At 53.5% G+C, this 19,109-nt stretch carries 17 protein-coding genes; 10 read left to right on the top strand and 7 right to left on the bottom strand.

Going from position 1 to position 19,109, the window contains the following annotated elements; genetic code table 11:
- Positions 1-33 precede the first annotated feature (33 nt).
- Positions 34-735: a 5'-methylthioadenosine/S-adenosylhomocysteine nucleosidase gene (mtnN, locus tag CG67_RS01835; RefSeq protein ID WP_025901280.1), complete on the top strand. Its 702-nt coding sequence runs from the start codon at positions 34-36 to the stop codon at positions 733-735.
- A gap of 376 nt (positions 736-1,111) precedes the next feature.
- Here mtnN and erpA read toward each other — a convergent pair whose 3' ends face one another.
- Entirely contained in the window at positions 1,112-1,459 is a 348-nt protein-coding gene (erpA, locus tag CG67_RS01830; RefSeq protein WP_025901279.1) for an iron-sulfur cluster insertion protein ErpA, read from the bottom strand.
- Positions 1,460-1,531: 72 nt separating this feature from the next.
- Positions 1,532-2,944, bottom strand: a complete 1,413-nt coding sequence (gene clcA / locus CG67_RS01825) for a H(+)/Cl(-) exchange transporter ClcA (protein ID WP_025901278.1) — start codon at positions 2,942-2,944, stop codon at positions 1,532-1,534.
- A 158-nt stretch (positions 2,945-3,102) separates the two neighbouring features.
- Between clcA and hemL the strand changes: the two genes are divergently transcribed.
- A complete protein-coding gene (gene hemL / locus CG67_RS01820; protein ID WP_025901277.1) occupies positions 3,103-4,383 on the top strand; it encodes a glutamate-1-semialdehyde 2,1-aminomutase in 1,281 nt (426 codons plus the stop codon).
- A 197-nt stretch (positions 4,384-4,580) separates the two neighbouring features.
- Here the strand turns inward: hemL and mrcB are convergent, their stop codons facing one another.
- Both mrcB and hrpB read right to left on the bottom strand, forming a co-directional pair.
- Positions 4,581-7,079 carry a bifunctional glycosyl transferase/transpeptidase gene (mrcB, locus tag CG67_RS01815; protein WP_025901276.1) on the bottom strand — a complete coding sequence of 833 codons (2,499 nt, stop codon included), beginning with the start codon at positions 7,077-7,079 and terminating at the stop codon, positions 4,581-4,583.
- Positions 7,080-7,174: 95 nt separating this feature from the next.
- Positions 7,175-9,622 (bottom strand): ATP-dependent helicase HrpB, encoded by a 2,448-nt coding sequence (hrpB, locus tag CG67_RS01810; RefSeq protein WP_152975022.1) that lies wholly within the window; start codon positions 9,620-9,622, stop codon positions 7,175-7,177.
- A gap of 139 nt (positions 9,623-9,761) precedes the next feature.
- On the opposite strand from hrpB, the gene thpR reads away from it, so the two are divergent.
- The 8 genes from thpR (at position 9,762) to panC (ending at position 16,343) form a co-directional block, all read left to right on the top strand.
- Positions 9,762-10,301, top strand: coding sequence for an RNA 2',3'-cyclic phosphodiesterase (thpR, locus tag CG67_RS01805; RefSeq protein ID WP_025901274.1), 540 nt, complete (start codon positions 9,762-9,764; stop codon positions 10,299-10,301).
- Positions 10,302-10,314: 13 nt separating this feature from the next.
- Complete coding sequence (gene sfsA, locus CG67_RS01800) at positions 10,315-11,019, top strand: DNA/RNA nuclease SfsA (protein WP_025901273.1); 705 nt, start codon at positions 10,315-10,317, stop codon at positions 11,017-11,019.
- Between the two features lie 179 nt (positions 11,020-11,198).
- A complete protein-coding gene (gene dksA, locus CG67_RS01795) occupies positions 11,199-11,654 on the top strand; it encodes an RNA polymerase-binding protein DksA (RefSeq protein WP_025901272.1) in 456 nt (151 codons plus the stop codon).
- 72 nt (positions 11,655-11,726) lie between these two features.
- Entirely contained in the window at positions 11,727-12,608 is an 882-nt protein-coding gene (gluQRS, locus tag CG67_RS01790; protein WP_029990223.1) for a tRNA glutamyl-Q(34) synthetase GluQRS, read from the top strand.
- A gap of 89 nt (positions 12,609-12,697) precedes the next feature.
- Positions 12,698-14,107 (top strand): polynucleotide adenylyltransferase PcnB, encoded by a 1,410-nt coding sequence (pcnB, locus tag CG67_RS01785; RefSeq protein ID WP_206749751.1) that lies wholly within the window; start codon positions 12,698-12,700, stop codon positions 14,105-14,107.
- Between the two features lie 3 nt (positions 14,108-14,110).
- On the top strand, positions 14,111-14,590 hold the full coding sequence (gene folK / locus CG67_RS01780; protein ID WP_025901270.1) for a 2-amino-4-hydroxy-6-hydroxymethyldihydropteridine diphosphokinase: 480 nt from the start codon (positions 14,111-14,113) through the stop codon (positions 14,588-14,590).
- An 83-nt stretch (positions 14,591-14,673) separates the two neighbouring features.
- Positions 14,674-15,468, top strand: a complete 795-nt coding sequence (gene panB / locus CG67_RS01775; protein ID WP_025901269.1) for a 3-methyl-2-oxobutanoate hydroxymethyltransferase — start codon at positions 14,674-14,676, stop codon at positions 15,466-15,468.
- 26 nt (positions 15,469-15,494) lie between these two features.
- Positions 15,495-16,343, top strand: a complete 849-nt coding sequence (panC, locus tag CG67_RS01770; RefSeq protein WP_025901268.1) for a pantoate--beta-alanine ligase — start codon at positions 15,495-15,497, stop codon at positions 16,341-16,343.
- 77 nt (positions 16,344-16,420) lie between these two features.
- Here the strand turns inward: panC and CG67_RS01765 are convergent, their stop codons facing one another.
- From CG67_RS01765 to hpt, 3 genes are all read right to left on the bottom strand, one after another.
- Positions 16,421-17,191 (bottom strand): ABC transporter permease, encoded by a 771-nt coding sequence (locus CG67_RS01765; RefSeq protein WP_025901267.1) that lies wholly within the window; start codon positions 17,189-17,191, stop codon positions 16,421-16,423.
- Positions 17,188-18,114, bottom strand: coding sequence for an ABC transporter ATP-binding protein (locus CG67_RS01760; RefSeq protein WP_025901266.1), 927 nt, complete (start codon positions 18,112-18,114; stop codon positions 17,188-17,190). Before CG67_RS01760 ends, CG67_RS01765 begins: the two co-directional genes overlap by 4 nt.
- 306 nt (positions 18,115-18,420) lie before the next feature.
- Entirely contained in the window at positions 18,421-18,957 is a 537-nt protein-coding gene (gene hpt, locus CG67_RS01755; RefSeq protein WP_029990224.1) for a hypoxanthine phosphoribosyltransferase, read from the bottom strand.
- Positions 18,958-19,109: the final 152 nt, after the last annotated feature.

The raw sequence follows: 19,109 nt of genomic DNA, 5'->3' as shown, positions 1-19,109 counted from the left end.
AAGATGAATTCTATAACATTGGTGAGACAGGCTATGAAAGTAGGAATTATTGGCGCCATGGAGCAGGAAGTAACTCTGCTGCGTGACAAAATTGAAGACAGAAAAACTCTCTCCATCGCAGGTTGCGAAATCTATACGGGAACGCTGAACGGTAACGAAGTGGCTTTGCTGAAATCCGGTATCGGCAAAACATCAGCAGCCCTGGGCACGACTCTGCTTCTGCAGTTATGCCAGCCGGACGTTGTCATCAATACCGGTTCCGCGGGCGGACTGGCTCCGTCTCTGAAGGTCGGTGATATCGTTGTTTCCGATGAGGTTCGCTACCACGACGTCAATGTGACTGCTTTTGGTTATGCACCTGGTCAGATGGCGGGTTGTCCTGAAGGTTTCATCGCTGATGCCAGCCTTATCACTGCCGCCGAACAGAGTATTGCGGCGCTTAAACTGCATGCTGTCCGTGGACTGATTGTCAGTGGCGATGCGTTTATTAATGGCGCTGAGCCACTCGCTTACATCCGTAATACCTTCCCGGACGCTATCGGGGTTGAAATGGAAGCCACGGCCATCGGGCATGTCTGCCATCAGTTTAATGTCCCGTTCGTTGTGGTTCGTGCCATCTCTGATGTTGCTGACCAGGAATCTCACCTCAGCTTTGATGAGTTCCTGAGTGTCGCCGCACAACAATCTTCCCTGATGGTGGAAGATTTAGTGGCACGTCTGGCGGCTAACGGCTGACAGCGCCATAAACCGGCAGCTCCTGCCGGTTTTTTCTCAACCGCCCTCTCTTTTTCCTGAAACCGATGACTTCCCGTGGTGAAATATTCCCCCCGCGGACCCTTCGTCCGTCAGGCTAAAAAGTTTACAAAAACTAATATTCCACAGAAAAAAACTGACAACGCAGCCTCCTTCTTTAAAAATCAAACAGCCAATATCGGGACAGATTTTCGCCCTTTTCATTAAACACTGAGGAGCACAGAGGGACATAGGGTAAAGAGAATGAAAGCAGTTCAGGAGCTCAGGAGTTCAGGAGTTCAGGAGTTCAGGAGTTCAGGAGTTCAGGAGTTCAGGCAGGCTAAACCGCAGGAGATCATAGCTCCCGCGGAATTTTTGGTCAGATACTAAAAGACGAGCCACAACCACAGGTGGTTTTGGCATTCGGGTTAGTGACGATGAATCGGGAACCTTCCAGGCCCTCGGTATAATCCACACATCCCCCGACCAGATATTGCAGGCTCATCGGGTCGACCACCAACGCAACGCCCTGTTTCTCGATGGTCATATCACCGTCGTTGATTTTATCATCGAACGTGAAGCCATACTGAAACCCGCTGCAACCGCCGCCGGTAATATACACACGTAATTTGAGTTCCGGATTGTCTTCGTCAGCGATCAAAAATTTCACTTTATTCGCCGCAGCTTCAGTAAACTCTAACGGTACTGCTGCAATATCATCGCTCATAACTTACTCCAATAAACTTCAGGGCCGGAAAGGGCCACAATTCCCCCATTATCTGTCAGCAAATTTCTGCAATCAAGCACTCTGCTTGGCCGTCTGTGCCGAAGCCTGCGCATTATCTGCTGACTGGCGAGCCAGCGTTCTCGCCAGAAGCGTCGAGTAAATGGGTTTACCTCCCAGAAACTGAGCTACCAGTGTTGCCCCCAGACAAGTGATAATCATCGGTAAGATCAGCTGATAATTATCGGTCATTTCCAGCACCAGTACGATCCCCGTCAGCGGAGCCCTGACGGAAGCGGCAAATAATGCCCCCATCCCTGCAATAGCAAAGGTCCCTGTCTGCAAATGATATTGCGGAAAGAATGCGGCCGCAGTCATGCCCAGAACGGTTCCCAGCAAGGTTCCCAGAGAAAGCATCGGGGCAAAAATCCCCCCGGGCGCACCGGAGCAGAAACTGATCAGCGTGGTCGCCATCCGTAACAGAAAGATAGTTAACAGCATGGCATAGCCATAGTGTCCGCTGAAGGCCTGGGGGATCAACGCCAGCCCTCCGCCGGTCATGGCCGGGAAACAGAGTGTCAGTAAGCCGCAGCTCCCTCCGATAATCGCCCCCATCAGCAGAATATTTTTCATTTCCCCCCCGTGCAGACGGGCAAAGATGTCCTGCAGGGTGAAGATAAGCTGATTAAAAATAACGCCCAGAATACCAAAGATGATACCGGCGACCAGATAGAGCCAGAGGGTATTCAGAGGAGCATTCGTCAGTCTGCCGACGTTCAATACCGCCCCCTCGCCATTAAAAATACGAAAGATAATGCAGGCCATGATGACGCCAATAAAGACGGCTTTTATCGAGATCAGGCTGTAGCGGAATTGCAGCCTCATCTCTTCGAGAATAAACAAAATGCCCGCCAGCGGAGCATTAAACGCCGCGGTCAGCCCCGCGGCGGCCCCGGTCGCCAGCAGTGTGTGCCGGGCTTCATTCCCTTTCATACGGAAAATATCCAGTACCATCCGTCCGAGATTACCGCCCATTTGCACTGTCGGTCCTTCCCGGCCCAGCACCATGCCAGCCCCTAATGTCCCCATGCCGCCGAGAAATTTCACCGGGACAACCCGCCACCAGCGTACTGGCCGTAATTCTTCCATCGCGCCTTCGATTTCAGGAATACCGGAGCCGCCAGCTTCCGGGGCAAAACGTTTTACCAGCCAAAACCCCCACATCGCCAGCAACGCGGAAATCCCTATTGAAGCAAGGACAGAGAATACAGAAGGCAGTGCTTCGATAGCATGCAGACGATAGTGCTGTACCGCACTGATGGCCTTATCAAAAGCGACACCGGCCAGACCGGCCAGGATCCCGACCAGAGCGGCGAGAATGAGTATGGCTACGGGGGTTTTGTCTTTACGTAACAGCAGTCGTAAATAATCGGTTCTGCGTAAAGGGATAACCGGTAATTGCTCAGTTGAAGAAGGTATATTGTCCATATCCGTCTGATGAATAAGCGACCATCGCAGCAGTATACCGTTTAATACGCTTTTTTGGTGCTTAAATGTAGCAATACAATACCCGGGACTTTCGCGCCGCAAGGGAGTTCCCGTAAACTACCTGTTGTAATTATTCAGCGACAACAGGAACCGATGTGATGAGCAAGTCTGAACACCTATACCATGAGGCACAACGTCTTATCCCGGGCGGCGTAAACTCTCCCGTACGGGCATTTACCGGCGTTGGTGGCACCCCTTTATTTATCGAACATGCCGAAGGGGCCTATTTATATGACGCAGACGGCAAAGCCTACATCGACTATGTCGGTTCATGGGGCCCGATGGTGCTGGGCCATAATAATCCCGGTATCCGCAATGCCGTGATTGAAGCTGCAGGGCGGGGTCTGAGCTTTGGTGCGCCGACCGAAATGGAAGTCCGGATGGCGGAACTGGTCTGTGAACTGGTGCCATCGATGGATATGGTCCGGATGGTCAACTCAGGGACCGAAGCCACCATGAGTGCTATCCGTCTGGCCCGTGGCTACACCGGCCGCGATAAGTTAGTCAAATTTGAAGGCTGCTACCATGGCCATGCCGACCACCTGCTGGTCAAAGCCGGGTCGGGCGCACTGACGCTCGGACAGCCGAACTCTCCGGGTGTTCCTGCTGACTTCGCCCGTCATACGCTGACCTGTACCTATAACGACCTGGATTCTGTACGCGAAGCATTCCGTCAGTACCCACAGGAAATCGCCTGTATTATCGTCGAGCCGGTGGCCGGAAACATGAACTGTATTCCCCCTGCGGAAGGGTTCCTGCAGGGTCTGCGGGAAATCTGTGATGAGAACGGCGCTTTACTGATCATCGATGAAGTGATGACCGGCTTCAGGGTCGCGCTGGGTGGCGCTCAGGCTTACTATGACGTGACACCGGATCTGACCTGCCTTGGCAAGATTATCGGGGGGGGCATGCCTGTCGGTGCCTTTGGCGGACGCCGTGAGGTGATGGAAGCGCTGGCGCCCACCGGCCCGGTATATCAGGCCGGAACGCTTTCAGGTAACCCGTTAGCGATGGCCGCCGGGTTTGCCTGCCTGAGTCAGGTGGCACAACCGGGTACACATTCTACCCTCACCGAACTGACGGATCGTCTGGCCGAAGGCCTGCTGCATGCCGCGCAGGAAGAAAATATCCCACTGGTGATCAACCATGTTGGCGGAATGTTCGGTATTTTCTTTACCGATTTGCCGTCTGTCACCTGCTACCAGGATGTCTGCCAGTGCGATACGGAACGTTTTAAAAAGTTCTTCCATCTGATGCTGGACGAAGGGATCTATTTTGCTCCGTCAGCGTTTGAAGCCGGATTTATGTCTCTGGCACACAGCCCGGAAGATATTCAGAAGACTATCGATGCAGCCCGCCGCTGCTTTGCCCGTTTGTAATCACCTTAGTCTCTCCGTTAAAAAGGCGCCTGTGCGCCTTTTTTGTTCGGGGGCTCATAAAGACCGGTGTTCACGGCAAGTATTCGCCTGAACCTCGCTATTCCCTGCATTGACCGTCTGACGCGCGGTTACAGTTCACAAATATCTGCCCATAAAAAAAGGCGCCGCAGCGCCTTTTTGTTGATCACTTCAGTCCGTTACTGCCCGAACATATCTTTGATCCAGCCAGCAACACCGTTACTGTTGCTGTCCTGCTGTTCCTGTTGCTGCTGTTGCTGCAACTGCTGCTGCTGTTGTTGCTGCTGCTGCTGTTGCTGACACAACGCATTCGGATCAGATGCCCAGACCGGCAGTGAACGCCAGGTAGTACTGCCGCTGCCACAGATAAAGTTACCCGCCGAGTCAATATTCATCGTAGTCACATCATCCGGCGGTGTCAGATCCAGCGGCGTCGGTGGCTGGTTAGCCAGGTAACGACGATAGATCTGTAATGCCCCACTGGAACCCCACAGTTTCGTTGGCTGGTTATTATCGCGACCGACCCAGGTCACTGTTACTTCTTTACCATCAATACCGGTAAACCAGCTATCCACCATGTTGTTGGTCGTGCCGGTTTTACCCGCCAGGTGCATGGTCGGATATTGTGCCCCCAACGCATGCGCTGTGCCGCGGTTAACTACCTGCTGCATCGCATACATCGTCAGGTAAGCCGCTTCCGGTGGCTCAACCCGCTGGGCCTGAGGATAACTCTGGTACAACACTTTACCGTCTTCGGAGATAACGGAGCGAACCGCAGACAGTGTGGCCCGGTTACCGCCACTGGCGATGGACTGGAATGCCTGCGCCACTTCAACCGGAGTCAGGTTAAGTGCACCCAGCAACATGGCAGGGACCGCGGTGAGCTGATCTTTGCCTACCCCGAGTTTCTCCCAGGTATCCACGACGTTGCCAAGGCCTAAAGACATACCGAGGTTAACGGTCGGTACGTTCATTGAGTGCGTCAGTGCATCGACCAGCAACACTTTACCGCTGAAGCGGTGGTCATCGTTTTCCGGACTCCAGATCTGGCCATTCGGCTGTTTTAGTGCCAACGGCTGGTCAGCGATCCAGCTGTTCAGACGATAGGTCTGAGGCTGAGCCAGCGCGGTCAGATACGTTGCCGGTTTAGCCAGTGACCCGATAGAGCGTCGCGCCTGCATCGCACGGTTATAGCCGGCAAACTGTGGGTCAGCGCCGCCAACCATGGCCCTGACTTCCCCCGTGTTCCGGTCAACCACCACCATCGCGGTTTCCAGATCTTTCAATCCGTGCAGTTTTTTCAGCTGCGGAATACCGTCAATGACCGCTTTTTCCGCCGCATCCTGCGAGATCGGGTCCAGCGTAGTGAAAATCTTCACGCCGGAAAGATCTTTAACCTTATCGCCCAGTTTTTGCTGCAGTTCATTACGGACCATCTGCATAAATGCAGGCTGAGGAGTAATGACCCCGCCTTTCGGTTGTACCCCGAGCGGACGGGCAGACAGGCTGTTGTACAGGTCTTCATCAATGTACTTTTGCTGCTGCAGTAAACGCAGGACGACATTACGGCGTTCCAGCGCCAGTTTCGGGTTACGCCACGGGTTATACAGTGATGCACCTTTTACCATACCGACCAGCAGTGCCTGCTGATCCAGACTCAGTTCATCGACCGGGCGACCAAAGTAATAAAGGCTCGCCAGCGGGAAACCACGGATCTGATCATTACCGGCCTGCCCCAGATAAACTTCATTCAGGTACAGTTCCAGGATACGGTCTTTGCTGTAACGTGAATCCATGATAATCGCCATATAGGCTTCACGGATTTTACGCCACAGGGTACGCTTATTGGTCAGGAACAGGTTTTTTACCAGCTGCTGAGTCAGTGTACTTCCGCCCTGAACCGCATGTCCGGCAACGACGTTAGCGACAAATGCACGGCCAATCGAATACAGGCTGATACCGTCATGTTCATAAAAATGACGGTCTTCGGTCGCAATCAGCGTATCGACCAATTGATTCGGGAATCCGGACCGCGGAACAAACAACCGCTGTTCACCGTTCGGGGATTGCAGCATGGTGATCAGACGCGGATCCAGACGGAAATACCCGAAATCACGCCCGGTATCCAGGTTTTTGATTTCCGTCAGTTCACCGTTACTGAACGTCATTTGTGCGTGAATTTGCCCTTCTTGTCCGTCCGGGAAATCAAAAGGACGACGCAGTAAATCGATGGTATTTCCTTTGACCGTAAACTCTCCCGGCCGGGTAATACGCGTGACCTGACGGTACTGCGTCCCTTCCAGCAGTTCGAGCATGCCTTTACGGTCAAAACTCATTCCCGGCTCAAGGCTGACCACCCGTCCGTACACAGCAGCCGGCAACTGCCAGACTTTACCATCGACACGATGACGGATTTCAGAGTCGAGATAGACGCCCCAGGCGGCAATCACAATGGCGCCTAACAGGAACAGCTTAATCAGCCATCCCAGCCAGCGCCTTTTCTTCATCGGTGGTTTCTTCTTTCCTTTACGTGACAAAGCCACTTCCTCCTCGTAACCACTCATCTCATGATCATCATAAGCTTTCGAATTTTTACTTTTCGCACGGGGGCGCTTTTTTTCCGGTTGACGAGGCGTTTTTCCTTTTCGCCCGATCGGTTCGCGATCGTTCCCAGACATGAATTTTACTCTCCAGGCATAGCCTTAGCATGCGCGTTACTTTAATCCCGATCCCGGGTGATTACATGCCGGAACCCTCTGAAAGAGAGCCCGGTTCATGAATGACCGGGGGAAAATTTTTTACTCCGTCGCGTCGGCATTGCCGTCGCCGGGTCGTCCGGCCACGGGTGTTTAGGATAACGCCCTTTCATTTCCTTCTGCACTTCTCGCCAGGCTCCCTGCCAGAACCCCGCTAAATCCCGGGTAATTTGCAACGGACGCATTGCGGGTGATAACAATTCCAGCACCAGAGGTACGCGGCCTCCGGCGATCACCGGGGTGGTTGCTTCTCCATACATTTCCTGTATGCGGACAGCCAGTACCGGTGATTGTCCGACAGTATAGCGGATCAATAACCGACTCCCCGTCGGCACAGTGTAATGAGTTGGTAGCTCACTATCCAGTCGCTGACGTTGTGGCCATGTGATTAAATGTAATAAAGCTGATGAAATATTAATAGTATTAAACGAACGGGCATCCGTCACCGTCCCCATTTCCGGTAATAGCCAGCTTTCCAGGCTGGCCAGCAATGCCTCGTCGTCCATGGCTGGCCAGTTATCCTGCGGCAACCATTCCGCAGCACAGGCCAGACGCGCCCGCAATTGTTCAGATGCCGGTGACCAGGGTAAGACCTTCAGACCTTTCGCCCGGACCCAGCGCAGCATCGCCTGATGAAGCAGACCTGCTTCCGGACGTTCTCCGGGACGGGAAGTCAGGATCAACGCGCCAATCGCCCTCTGTCGACGCACCCGTAGTATCCCTTTTTCTTCATCCCATTCCACTTCATCCCGCTCTGTCACAAGGCCAGGATAGCTGGCCTGTAACGCGGTAATATCTACCGGCAGAGCCAGACGGATACGGGCCTCAGACGCTTGTGCGTTCAGTGATAACTGCAAAACGATAAGCCATTCATGCCTGAGTAGCGGAGAGTCGTTCAGGGTGCTGGCCCCGATACCTTTGGCCAGCAGGTAGCGCCCGCTCTGACTACGCTGTCGTGCTAACTGGTCGGCAAACCCTGCCATCAGTAACTCCGCGATCCTGCCATCTTCTGGCCGGGCTGCAGCCAGCCCGCTTTTTTTATGTAACGCTTTTGCGCGAAGACGCCAGCTCTCCTGCGGGTGCAGAAAGAGTGACACGAGATCCCCGTCATACCGGCGGGGAGGATCTTCCAGAATAGCCACCAGCAAACTGGCTGTTGCCATCGCCTGCGGGGAATGCATACCCGCACTCAGCAGAGCGGCCAGCCGCGGATCGGTCCCTGCCGCCGCCATCTGCCGCCCGCGGGCAGTTAACTGATGCCGGTAATTGACCGCTCCCAATTGCTTCAGTACCTGCAGAGCCGCCTGGCAATGTTTTTCCGGCGGGCAATCCAGCCATTGAAGCTGAGTCACCTGCGAACATCCCCAGGTCAGTAAATCCAGCATCAGTCCGGTCAGATCACTGTGCAGAATTTCAGCATCTGCTGTCGCGGCCGCACGTTCAGCCTGCTCCTGACTGATTAAATGCCAGCAAATGCCCGGAGCCAGTCGTCCTGCTCGTCCGGCCCGCTGTACCATGGATGCCTGACTGATACGCTGTGTTTGTAATATGCTGAGCCCGCTTTTACTGTCAAAGCGGACGGATCGTTCCAGGCACGAATCAATGACCAGCGTAATTCCTTCAATGGTCAGACTGGTTTCTGCAATATTGGTCGCCAGCACCACTTTTCGTCGGCCCGGGGCTGCCGGCGCGATCGCTTGCTGCTGAGCCGTCAGCCCCATTGCACCATATAAAGGAAAGAGGCCGGTGTCCTCACTCAGACGGCTACTCAGTGCCTCTTTAACTGCCAGAATTTCTTTTTCCCCGGGCAGAAACAGCAACAGCGATCCCGGATGTTCGTTCATTATCTGTGCGGTTTCGCGGGCAACGGCCTGTGCAAAAGGTAGCCTGGCAGACAGTGAAACAAACCGCCGCTCGACTGGAAAACTCCTTCCCTCTGAAATAATCACCGGGGCATCGGGAAGCAACCCGGTCAGTCGCTGGTGGTCGAGCGTGGCAGACATGAGTAAGATTTTCAGGTCATCCCGCAGGCTCTGCTGTACATCCAGTAATAACGCTAATGACAGGTCAGCCTGTAAGCTGCGTTCATGGAACTCGTCCAGGATCACCAGCGACACGCCATTCAGTTCGGGATCCTGCTGTAACATTCGCGTCAGAATACCTTCGGTCACCACCTCCAGCCGGGTCTGTGGCCCTGTCCGGCTTTCACCGCGCATACGGTAACCAATGGTCTGCCCGGGGACTTCACCCAGCGTATCAGCCAGACGGCGAGCGACACTCCTGGCCGCCAGACGACGGGGTTCCAGCAGAATAATCCGTCCCTCACCCTGCATTCGCTGAAGCAGTTGCAGGGGTAACCAGGTGGATTTCCCCGCGCCTGGCGGCGCTATCAGTAAGACCTGAGGCGCGCGCTCCAGCGCTTCAGACAATTCATCCAGCACTTCACTGACCGGTAATGACTGCAACGAAAACTCCGCACAAGCTATGTTAATATTGCCGGCATGATAACACTCTACGAAATCATCCTCACCTTTGCTGACCCGCTCAACGTCAGCGCGACTGACGGACAACAGCAACCGTCTTTTTCTGTCTGAGGGAGCTGAAATGACCGGACAACAGTATTTTTTTGCCCTCACGTTACCCCCGGCGCTGCAACGTTCACTGGTGGCCTGGCGGGCAGAACATTTTCCGGCGGATTACGGGCGTCCGCTGCCTGCGGCCGGACTGATGATGACACTGGCCTGGCTCGGGGAGATCAGTGAGCTTTCCGTCGCAGGTTTGCAACAGCAGGCAGCCCGCATCCGCCAACCGGCCTTTACCCTGACGCTGAACGATGCCGGCCACTGGCCCCGGTCAGGCCATATCTGGCTGGGGAGCCGTGCTGCTCCGTCAGGGCTATTACAACTGGCAGCCCTGTTGCGTTCGCGGGCTGCGCGCCAGGGGTGTCCGCAGCCTTCGTTGCCTTTTCACCCTCATGTGCGGCTTATCCATCAGGCTTTCCAGCCGGTGAAACTGCCTGCGCCAGGGTTTTCGTGGCAAACCCGGATGACTGACTTCTCCCTGATGGCCATCCCCGGCAGTGGCCGGAGACGGGCTTCCCATTGTGTGGCTCGCTTTCCTTTACTGACCGATACTATCCCATAAAGAGATTTTCATTATGCAGTTCATTCCCGCACTGAAATCTGCCCGTTTAATTAAGCGTTATAAACGTTTTCTGGCCGATGTTGAGACCCTGCAAGGGGATATTTTTACCCTTCACTGTGCCAATACCGGCGCAATGACAGGATGTGCCACGCCAGGCGATACCGTATGGTATTCCACCTCTGACAGTAAAACCCGTAAGTACCCTCATAGCTGGGAACTGACCGAAACCGCTGCCGGCGATATGATTTGCGTGAACACGTTGCGGGCTAATTCACTGTTTTACGAAGCCTTCACCGCCGGAGTGATCTCTGAACTGGCGGGTTACCGCGACTGTAAACGTGAAGTGAAATACGGCGCAGAGGGCAGCCGGATAGATTTTCTGCTCCGGGCACCGGAAGTCGCTGATTGCTATGTTGAAGTAAAATCGGTCACGCTGCTGGAGGAGGGAAAAGGCTATTTCCCGGATGCCGTTACCGTTCGCGGGCAAAAACATCTGCGGGAACTGATGGCGATTGCTGAGTCCGGTCAACGGGCCGTCCTTTTTTTTGCTGTCTTACATAGCGGAATTGAACAAATAAACGTTGCCCGACACATTGATCCCCGCTATGCCGCACTTCTTGATCAAGCCAGACTCGCCGGGGTCGAAATTCTGGTCTATAAAGCCTCTCTGACATCTGCCGATGCTAAAATAGAATTTTCTATGGCTTTCGGGCAGTAAAAGGCCGCAATCATGTGTATTGCAAAGATTATTCTATGCTTTGATGTCAAACTTATTGACAAGCGAGCAACAAGACACAATATCAGTAATTGCCAATAGGGATAGCTTCTGCTATTTATAGCGGCCTGTTTTTTTCCCTCTATGGGAATCGATAGTGCGTGTTATCCAGGAGAAACAGCATGCAAGAAGGGCAAAACCGTAAAACATCGTCCCTGAGTATCCTCGCCATCGCTGGGGTGGAGCCATATCAAGGGAAACCGGGCGAAGAGTATATGAACGAAGCCCAGCTGACTCACTTCAGAAAAATTCTTGAAGCCTGGCGTAATCAACTCAGGGATGAAGTCGACCGTACTGTCACACATATGCAGGACGAAGCGGCGAACTTCCCGGATCCGGTTGACCGGGCCGCTCAGGAAGAAGAGTTCAGTCTGGAACTGCGTAACCGTGACCGTGAACGTAAACTGATCAAAAAGATCGAGAAAACCCTGAAAAAAGTCGAAGATGACGATTTCGGTTACTGTGAATCCTGCGGTGTAGAGATTGGCATCCGTCGTCTTGAGGCTCGTCCGACAGCCGATTTATGTATCGATTGTAAGACGCTGGCCGAAATCCGTGAAAAGCAAATGGCTGGTTAACTCCGGTCCTGAGCTTACTCTGCCGGACAGTACTGCCATTGCGGCAGTGTTGTCCGGCCATTTCTGCTTATGATGTTAAAAAATTCCTGTATCGGGCGCTTTGCCCCCTCACCTTCCGGCCCCTTGCATTTCGGCTCGCTGATTGCCGCCCTCGGCAGTTATCTCAGCGCCCGGGCACAGCAAGGCACCTGGCGGGTTCGCATCGAAGATATTGACCCTCCCCGCGAGGCCCCCGGCGCCGCTGACACCATCCTGACGCAACTTGACCATTACGGACTGCATTGGGACGGCGATATACTGTGGCAATCCCGACGGGCCGGGGCATATCATGACATTCTTCAGCAGCTCATTTCACACCACCAGAGTTATTTCTGCCACTGTAGTCGCCGCCGTATTCAACAAACCGGAGGCTATTATGACGGACATTGCCGTCATCTGAATCTGCCTGCCAATGAGGCTGCCCTGCGTTTTTTTCAGCAACATCCGGTTTTCTCATTCACCGACCGCCTGCGCGGTAACATAGTTACGCATCCGCAACTAGCCGCCGAAGACTTTATCATTCATCGCCGTGACGGATTATTTGCCTATAACCTCGCCGTGGTGGTGGATGACCATTATCAGGGAGTGACGGAAATCGTGCGGGGCGCAGACCTGATTGAACCCACGGTCAGGCAAATCAGTTTGTATCAGCAACTGGGCTGGCCGGTGCCCGACTATATGCACCTGCCGCTGGTCATCACGCCAGACGGGGGGAAATTATCAAAACAGAACCATGCTCCGTCGTTACCGGCTGATGATCCCCGGCCGGTCTTAGCCTGTGCTTTACAGTTTTTAGGCCAGCCATTGCCTGAGCTCTGGCGGGATCTTTCGCGGGATGCGTTGTTAAAACAGGCAATAAAACAATGGGATCCGGGGAAAATTCCGATGAAAGATGCATTAATCCCGACCGGATAACCTAACAGCATTCTCAAACAGCTCACAACAGGCTATGATTAGCCGCTGTTTTGAGCATCACTTAATTTATGCCACTGTCGAGGTGTACCATTTTTACCCGAGTAGCGAATTTCTGCCGGAAAGTCCTCCTTCGTGAAGAAGAAGCCCCCGCAGAGAAAAAAGACCAAAATCTGATGACTGTCATTCCACGCGATCAGCATAATATCTCCCGCCGGGACATCAGCGAAAATGCGCTGAAGGTGTTGTATCGCTTAAATAAAGCGGGCTTTGAAGCCTATCTGGTGGGCGGCGGTGTCCGGGATCTTCTGCTGGGTAAAAAACCGAAAGATTTCGACATTACCACCAACGCCACCCCTGAACAAATGCGCAAGCTGTTCCGTAACTGCCGCCTGGTCGGCAGACGCTTCCGTCTGGCTCACGTCATGTTCGGCCCTGAGGTTATCGAGGTCGCCACCTTCCGTGGGCATCACGCGCTGGAAACAGCGACCGATACCGCAGAGGATCGCAATCAGTCTCAGCGCGGTCAGAACGGAATGCTGTTGCGGGACAATATTTTTGGCTCAATTGAAGATGATGCCCAGCGGCGCGACCTGACCATCAATAGCCTCTACTACAGCGTAGCCGACTTCACGGTCCGTGATTATGTCGGCGGTCTGCAGGATTTACAGCAGGGCATTATTCGCCTGATTGGTGATCCGGAAACCCGTTACCGTGAAGATCCGGTGCGGATGATCCGTGTTGTCCGTTTCGCGGCTAAACTGAATATGTCCATCGATCCACACACCGCAGAGCCGATTACACGGCTGGCGACCCTGTTGAAAGATGTTCCTTCCGCACGTCTGTTTGAAGAATCACTGAAGCTGCTGCAGGCCGGTTATGGCGAGCAGACCTATGCTCTGCTTAAACAATACCAGCTCTTCCAGCCCCTGTTCCCGACCATTACACAGTATCTGACCGCTCAGGAAGATAGTGCAATGGAACGTATGATTGTTCAGGTGCTGAAAAATACCGATACCCGAATTCACAATGATATGCGGGTGAACCCGGCGTTCCTGTTTGCGGCCATGCTCTGGTATCCGCAATCTGAACGAGCGCAGCAAATTGCCCAGGAAAGCGGTCTGCCCTGGTACGAAGCCTTTGCCCTGGCGATGAACGATACGCTGGATGAAGCCTGCCGTGCCATCGCCATTCCTAAACGCATTACCAGCCTGATCCGTGATATCTGGTCACTGCAGCTTCGTTTACCTCGCAGGCACGGCAAACGCGCCTGGAAGCTGATGGAACATCCGAAGTTCCGGGCCGCTTACGATTTACTGCTGCTGCGCGCTGAAGTCGAAAATAATGCTGAGCTGGAACGTCTGGCCCAGTGGTGGGGTGAGTTCCAGTCAGCCCCGCCTCCGCGTCAGGCCTCGATGATCCAGAGCCTGGGCACGGATCCTACGCAGCGCCGCCGGCATAATCGCTCCCGTCGCCGTCAGCCTGCAGCCCGGAAGAGCTGATTAATGACCCGGGTCTACATTGCGCTGGGCAGCAACCTTGCTGACCCTCTGCACCAGGTGCAGGCCGCACTCAACGCGCTGGATGCCATTCCCGGCAGCCAGCGTGTCGCGACCTCTTCCCTGTACCGTACTCCGCCTTACGGCCCTCCCGATCAGCCGGATTACCTGAATGCGGTGATTGCCCTTGAAACGTCACTGGAAGCCGCCGACTTGCTTGATCACACCCAGCGTATTGAGCTGGAACAGGGTCGTATCCGCAAAGATGAACGCTGGGGGCCACGCACGCTGGATCTCGATATTTTGTTATTTGGTCAGCAGATTATCGACACTCCGCGGTTAACCGTCCCGCATTACGATATGCACCGCCGCGCATTTATGTTGCTGCCCCTGAATGAAATCGCCCCGGACTGCCGTCTCCCGGATGGCCGAACCGTCAGTGAGTTACTGGCTGCACTGGATAGCCGCGAAATCAGCCTCTGGTAACGTCTTCTCTGCGGGGGATCATTTCCCCGCTCATCACATTCCGGTAAACTTCAGCATCAAAAAAAAGATGACAAGAGGTTGTTATGAAACCGGTGACCCTTCGGGATCTCAGAAAATGGAAGCAGTCAGGAGAGAAATTTGCTGCGCTGACGGCCTACGATTATAGCTTTGCTCACCTTTTTGCAGAGCAGGCGATCCCTGTTCTGCTGGTCGGGGATTCGCTGGGGATGACCCTTCAGGGGCATGATTCAACATTACCGGTCACCGTAGCGGATATTGCTTATCACACCGCCATGGTGCGTAAAGGGGCCCCCGCCGCGTTGCTGATGTCAGACCTCCCCTTTATGAGCTATGCCACCCCGGAACAGTCCTGTGAAAATGCCGCACAGCTTATGCGCGCCGGGGCCAATATGGTCAAACTGGAAGGAGGCGCCTGGCTGAGTGAGACCGTACGCTGTCTGACTGAACGGGCAGTACCGGTCTGCGGACATCTGGGACTGACGCCTCAGTCAGTCAATATTTTTGGCGGTTACAAGGTCCAGGGCCGCGAACAGGCGGCGGCTGACACTCTGATCAGTGATGCACTGGCACTCGAACGGGCTGGCGCGCAATTACTGGTACTTGAGTGCGTACCGGTATCGCTGGCTCGCCATATTACCGCGGAGTTATCCATTCCGGTGATCGGTATCGGTGCCGGTGCCGGTACCGACGGACAAATTCTGGTCATGCATGATGCCTTAGGGATCACCCCCGGTAAGCCTCCGAAATTCAGTAAAAACTTCCTTGCCGATACCGGGGATATCCGCACCGCGATTGCGCTGTATAAACGTCAGGTGGCTGAAGGCAGTTACCCGGCGGAAGAACACAGTTTTCATTGAAATTTCAATAAGAAAGGAAACCTTCCATGCTTATTATTGAAACACCCGCAGCCTTACAGGAAGAAATCAGTCGCCTGCGGCGTAAAAACCTGCGCATCGCCCTGGTACCAACGATGGGAAACCTGCATGACGGACATTTGCGACTGATCGCTACCGCCAGAGCCCATGCAGATATCGTCGTCGCTTCCATTTTTGTGAACCCGATGCAATTTGATAAACCTGAGGATCTGTCCCGTTATCCCCGGACATTCCGCGAAGACAGCGAAAAGCTGGAACAACACCGGACGGATATTCTGTTTGTGCCCGGGGTCAGTGCTATTTATCCTCAGGGGACTGACGATCAGACCTTTGTTGAGGTGCCCGGACTTTCAGGTTTACTCGAAGGGGCAAGCCGGCCAGGCCATTTCCGGGGGGTCACCACCATTGTCAGTAAGCTCTTTAATATGGTACGCCCGGATGTCGCCTGTTTTGGCGAGAAAGATTTTCAGCAGTTACTCGTCATCCGTAAAATGGTCGCCGATTTGGGTTACCCGATAGAGATAATCGGAGTACCTACCGTGCGTGCCCCGGATAACCTGGCGTTAAGCTCGCGTAATGGCTATCTGACGCCGGAAGAGCGTAACAAAGCCCCTTACCTGAGCCAGGTCATGAACACTCTCGCCGATCAGCTGACGGCCGGACAAACCGATATCAGCACACTTATCGCGGAGGCGGGATCACAGCTCCGTGAATACGGATTTACCCCTGATAATATTGCGATTTGCGACAGCGAGACGCTGCAACCGCTGACATCTGACAGCCGTAATGCGGTGATCCTGATGGCGGCCTGGCTCGGTGATGCCAGACTGATTGATAATCAGACGGTGGCTCTTTAGCAGGTTTCCGGTGAACTGACTGCAGAAGAAAAGACGGGAAGGTCTCCCCGCCGCCGGGAGGTGGCGGGGAGCGGAGATCAGCTACGTAAGCCTCTGCCGCGCTGGATCAGTGTCCAGACCAGGGTATAGAAAGCTGCGATAAAGACCAGCAGAATAGTAATGGTTAACGCGACCGGAACATCACTGATCCCCAGGAAGCCATAACGGAACCCGCTGATCATGTAGACGATAGGGTTCAGTTTGGAAATCACCTGCCAGACCGGCGGCAGCAGAGACAGCGAATAAAACACGCCTCCCAGATAGGTCAGCGGTGTCAGAACGAACGTCGGGATCAGGCTGATATCATCAAACGAACGGGCAAATACCGCATTCAGCAGCCCGGCCAGCGAAAACAGCACCGATGTCAGGACGATGGTTAACGCAACCATTGGCCAGAAATAGACATGAAACGGTACAAAGCACAGAGAAATTGCCGTGACCAGGATCCCGACACAGATCCCCCGCGCTACGCCGCCGCCGACATAGCCGGCAATAATGATATGGGTCGGCACCGGAGCGACCAGTAACTCTTCAATATTGCGCTGAAATTTTGCACTGAAGAAAGAGGAAGCCACGTTGGAATAGGAGTTGGTGATCACCGACATCATAATCAGACCCGGCACGATAAACTGCATATAGCTGAAGCCATGCATATCACCGATTCGGGAACCAATCAGATTACCGAAAATAATAAAATAGAGTGTCATGGTGATCACCGGCGGCACCAGTGTCTGTATCCAGATCCGCATAAAACGATGGATCTCTTTGCCCCAGATACTCTTTAACGCGACCCAGTATAAATGCGTCATGAATTTCCCTCCGCAGAACCATTGACCAGACTGACAAACAGCTCTTCCAGACGGTTGGCTTTATTACGCATACTCAATACCGAAATTCCCTGTGATGTCAGCTGACTGAAGACATCATTCAGTCCCTGCTCACGCAGAACTTCGACTTCCAGGGTTGAGGAGTCCACCAGCTGAGCAGTGAACCCGTCAAGCTGCGGACGCGGACTGTCCGGCGACAGGTCCAGAATAAAGGTTTCAGACTTTAGCTTGCCGAGCAGGGCTTTCATCGACGTATTTTCTACCAGCTCTCCCCGCTGAATAATGCCGATATTACGGCACAGCATTTCGGCTTCTTCCAGATAGTGGGTCGTCAGAATAATCGTCGTCCCCTGCTCGTTCAGCGCTTTCAGGAACGTCCACATGGAACGACGAAGCTCAATATCGACCCCGGCCGTCGGTTCATCAAGAATTAACAACTTCGGTTCATGCATCAGCGCACGGGCTATCATCAGGCGACGTTTCATCCCGCCGGACAACATTCTTGCCCGCTGATCACGCTTTTCCCAGAGATCCAGTTGTCGCAGGTACTTCTCTGCTCTGATCAATGCCTCTTTCCGCTCAACGCCGTAATACCCTGCCTGACTGACAACAATCCGCAGTACGGTTTCGAAGGGGTTAAAATTGAATTCCTGCGGTACCAGGCCTAACTGGCGTTTAGCATTGACCTTGTCATTTTCAAGATCATAGCCAAACACTTTCACCTGTCCGGAAGTTTTGTTCACCAGTGAACTGATGATACCTATCGTGGTGGATTTACCGGCACCGTTCGGGCCCAGTAACGCGTAAAAATCTCCGGCCCTGACGGTCAGATCCAGCCCTTTAAGGGCATGGATATTCTCACCATAGGTTTTAGTCAGCCCGGAGATTTCCAGTGCATACGTCATACCTGTTCCATCCTGAGATAATGAAGGAGTTAAAATTAATTTTTACCGCAATTTCGTCGGGATCCCCGCAAACAGCGGGTGAAGTCCGCTATCTGAACCGTCCGGTAGCAGAACGTACACCACAGGATACCTGACGGATGACGGCAATGGCTGTCCGAAAGAGGGTGACAGACCGGCAAAACCCGGACCAGCGCAGACAGACCGGTGGTGCCTTGTCAGTAATGACAGCATCGGTGAAAAAGAGTGCTCAGTATAAATCAGGCCGGATTAACCGGCCTGAAAGATTGTGCTATTGATATGCCGGACTCAGGGTTCCAGAATAACCACTTTGCCGACATACGGCAGATGGCGATAACGCTGTGCGTAATCAATACCGTAGCCCACAACGAACTCATCCGGGATGGTGAAGCCAACATACTCAACATCCACGTTCACTTCACGGCGCTCAGGCTTATCCAGCAGCGTACAAATGGCCAGAGACTTTGGCTCACGCAGGCGTAAGATCTCACGCACTTTGCTCAGGGTGTTACCGGAATCAATAATATCTTCAACAATCAGCACGTCTTTACCGCGGATATCTTCATCAAGATCTTTAATGATTTTGACATCCCGGGTGCTCGACATACCATTGCCATAACTTGAGGCCGTAATAAAATCGACTTCGTGAGAAACGTCTATTGCCCGGCACAAATCGGCCATAAACATAAATGATCCACGTAACAGGCCGACCAGCACGATATCATTGCCGCGATCACGGTAATCTGCAGAAATTTGCTGGCCCAGAGCTGTAATACGCTGTCTGATTTCTTCTTCAGAAATCATCACTTCTACGGTGTGTTTCATAATATATATCTCACTGATTTTACTCAGCTTAACCTCATTAATGGCGGGAATTAATACAGTCATGATCCACAGATCATGGCGGGGATTATCGCACAGACCAGGCCCTGCACGATAGCCTGAGAACCGATTAAGTCCCTGCGCCCGGAGCCCCT

It is taken from the genome of Tatumella sp. UCD-D_suzukii, from assembly GCF_000611875.2.
Taxonomy (GTDB): domain Bacteria; phylum Pseudomonadota; class Gammaproteobacteria; order Enterobacterales; family Enterobacteriaceae; genus Tatumella; species Tatumella ptyseos.
The sequence above is the reverse complement of the archived record's forward strand: the minus strand, read 5'-3'. Positions and strand labels throughout refer to the sequence as shown.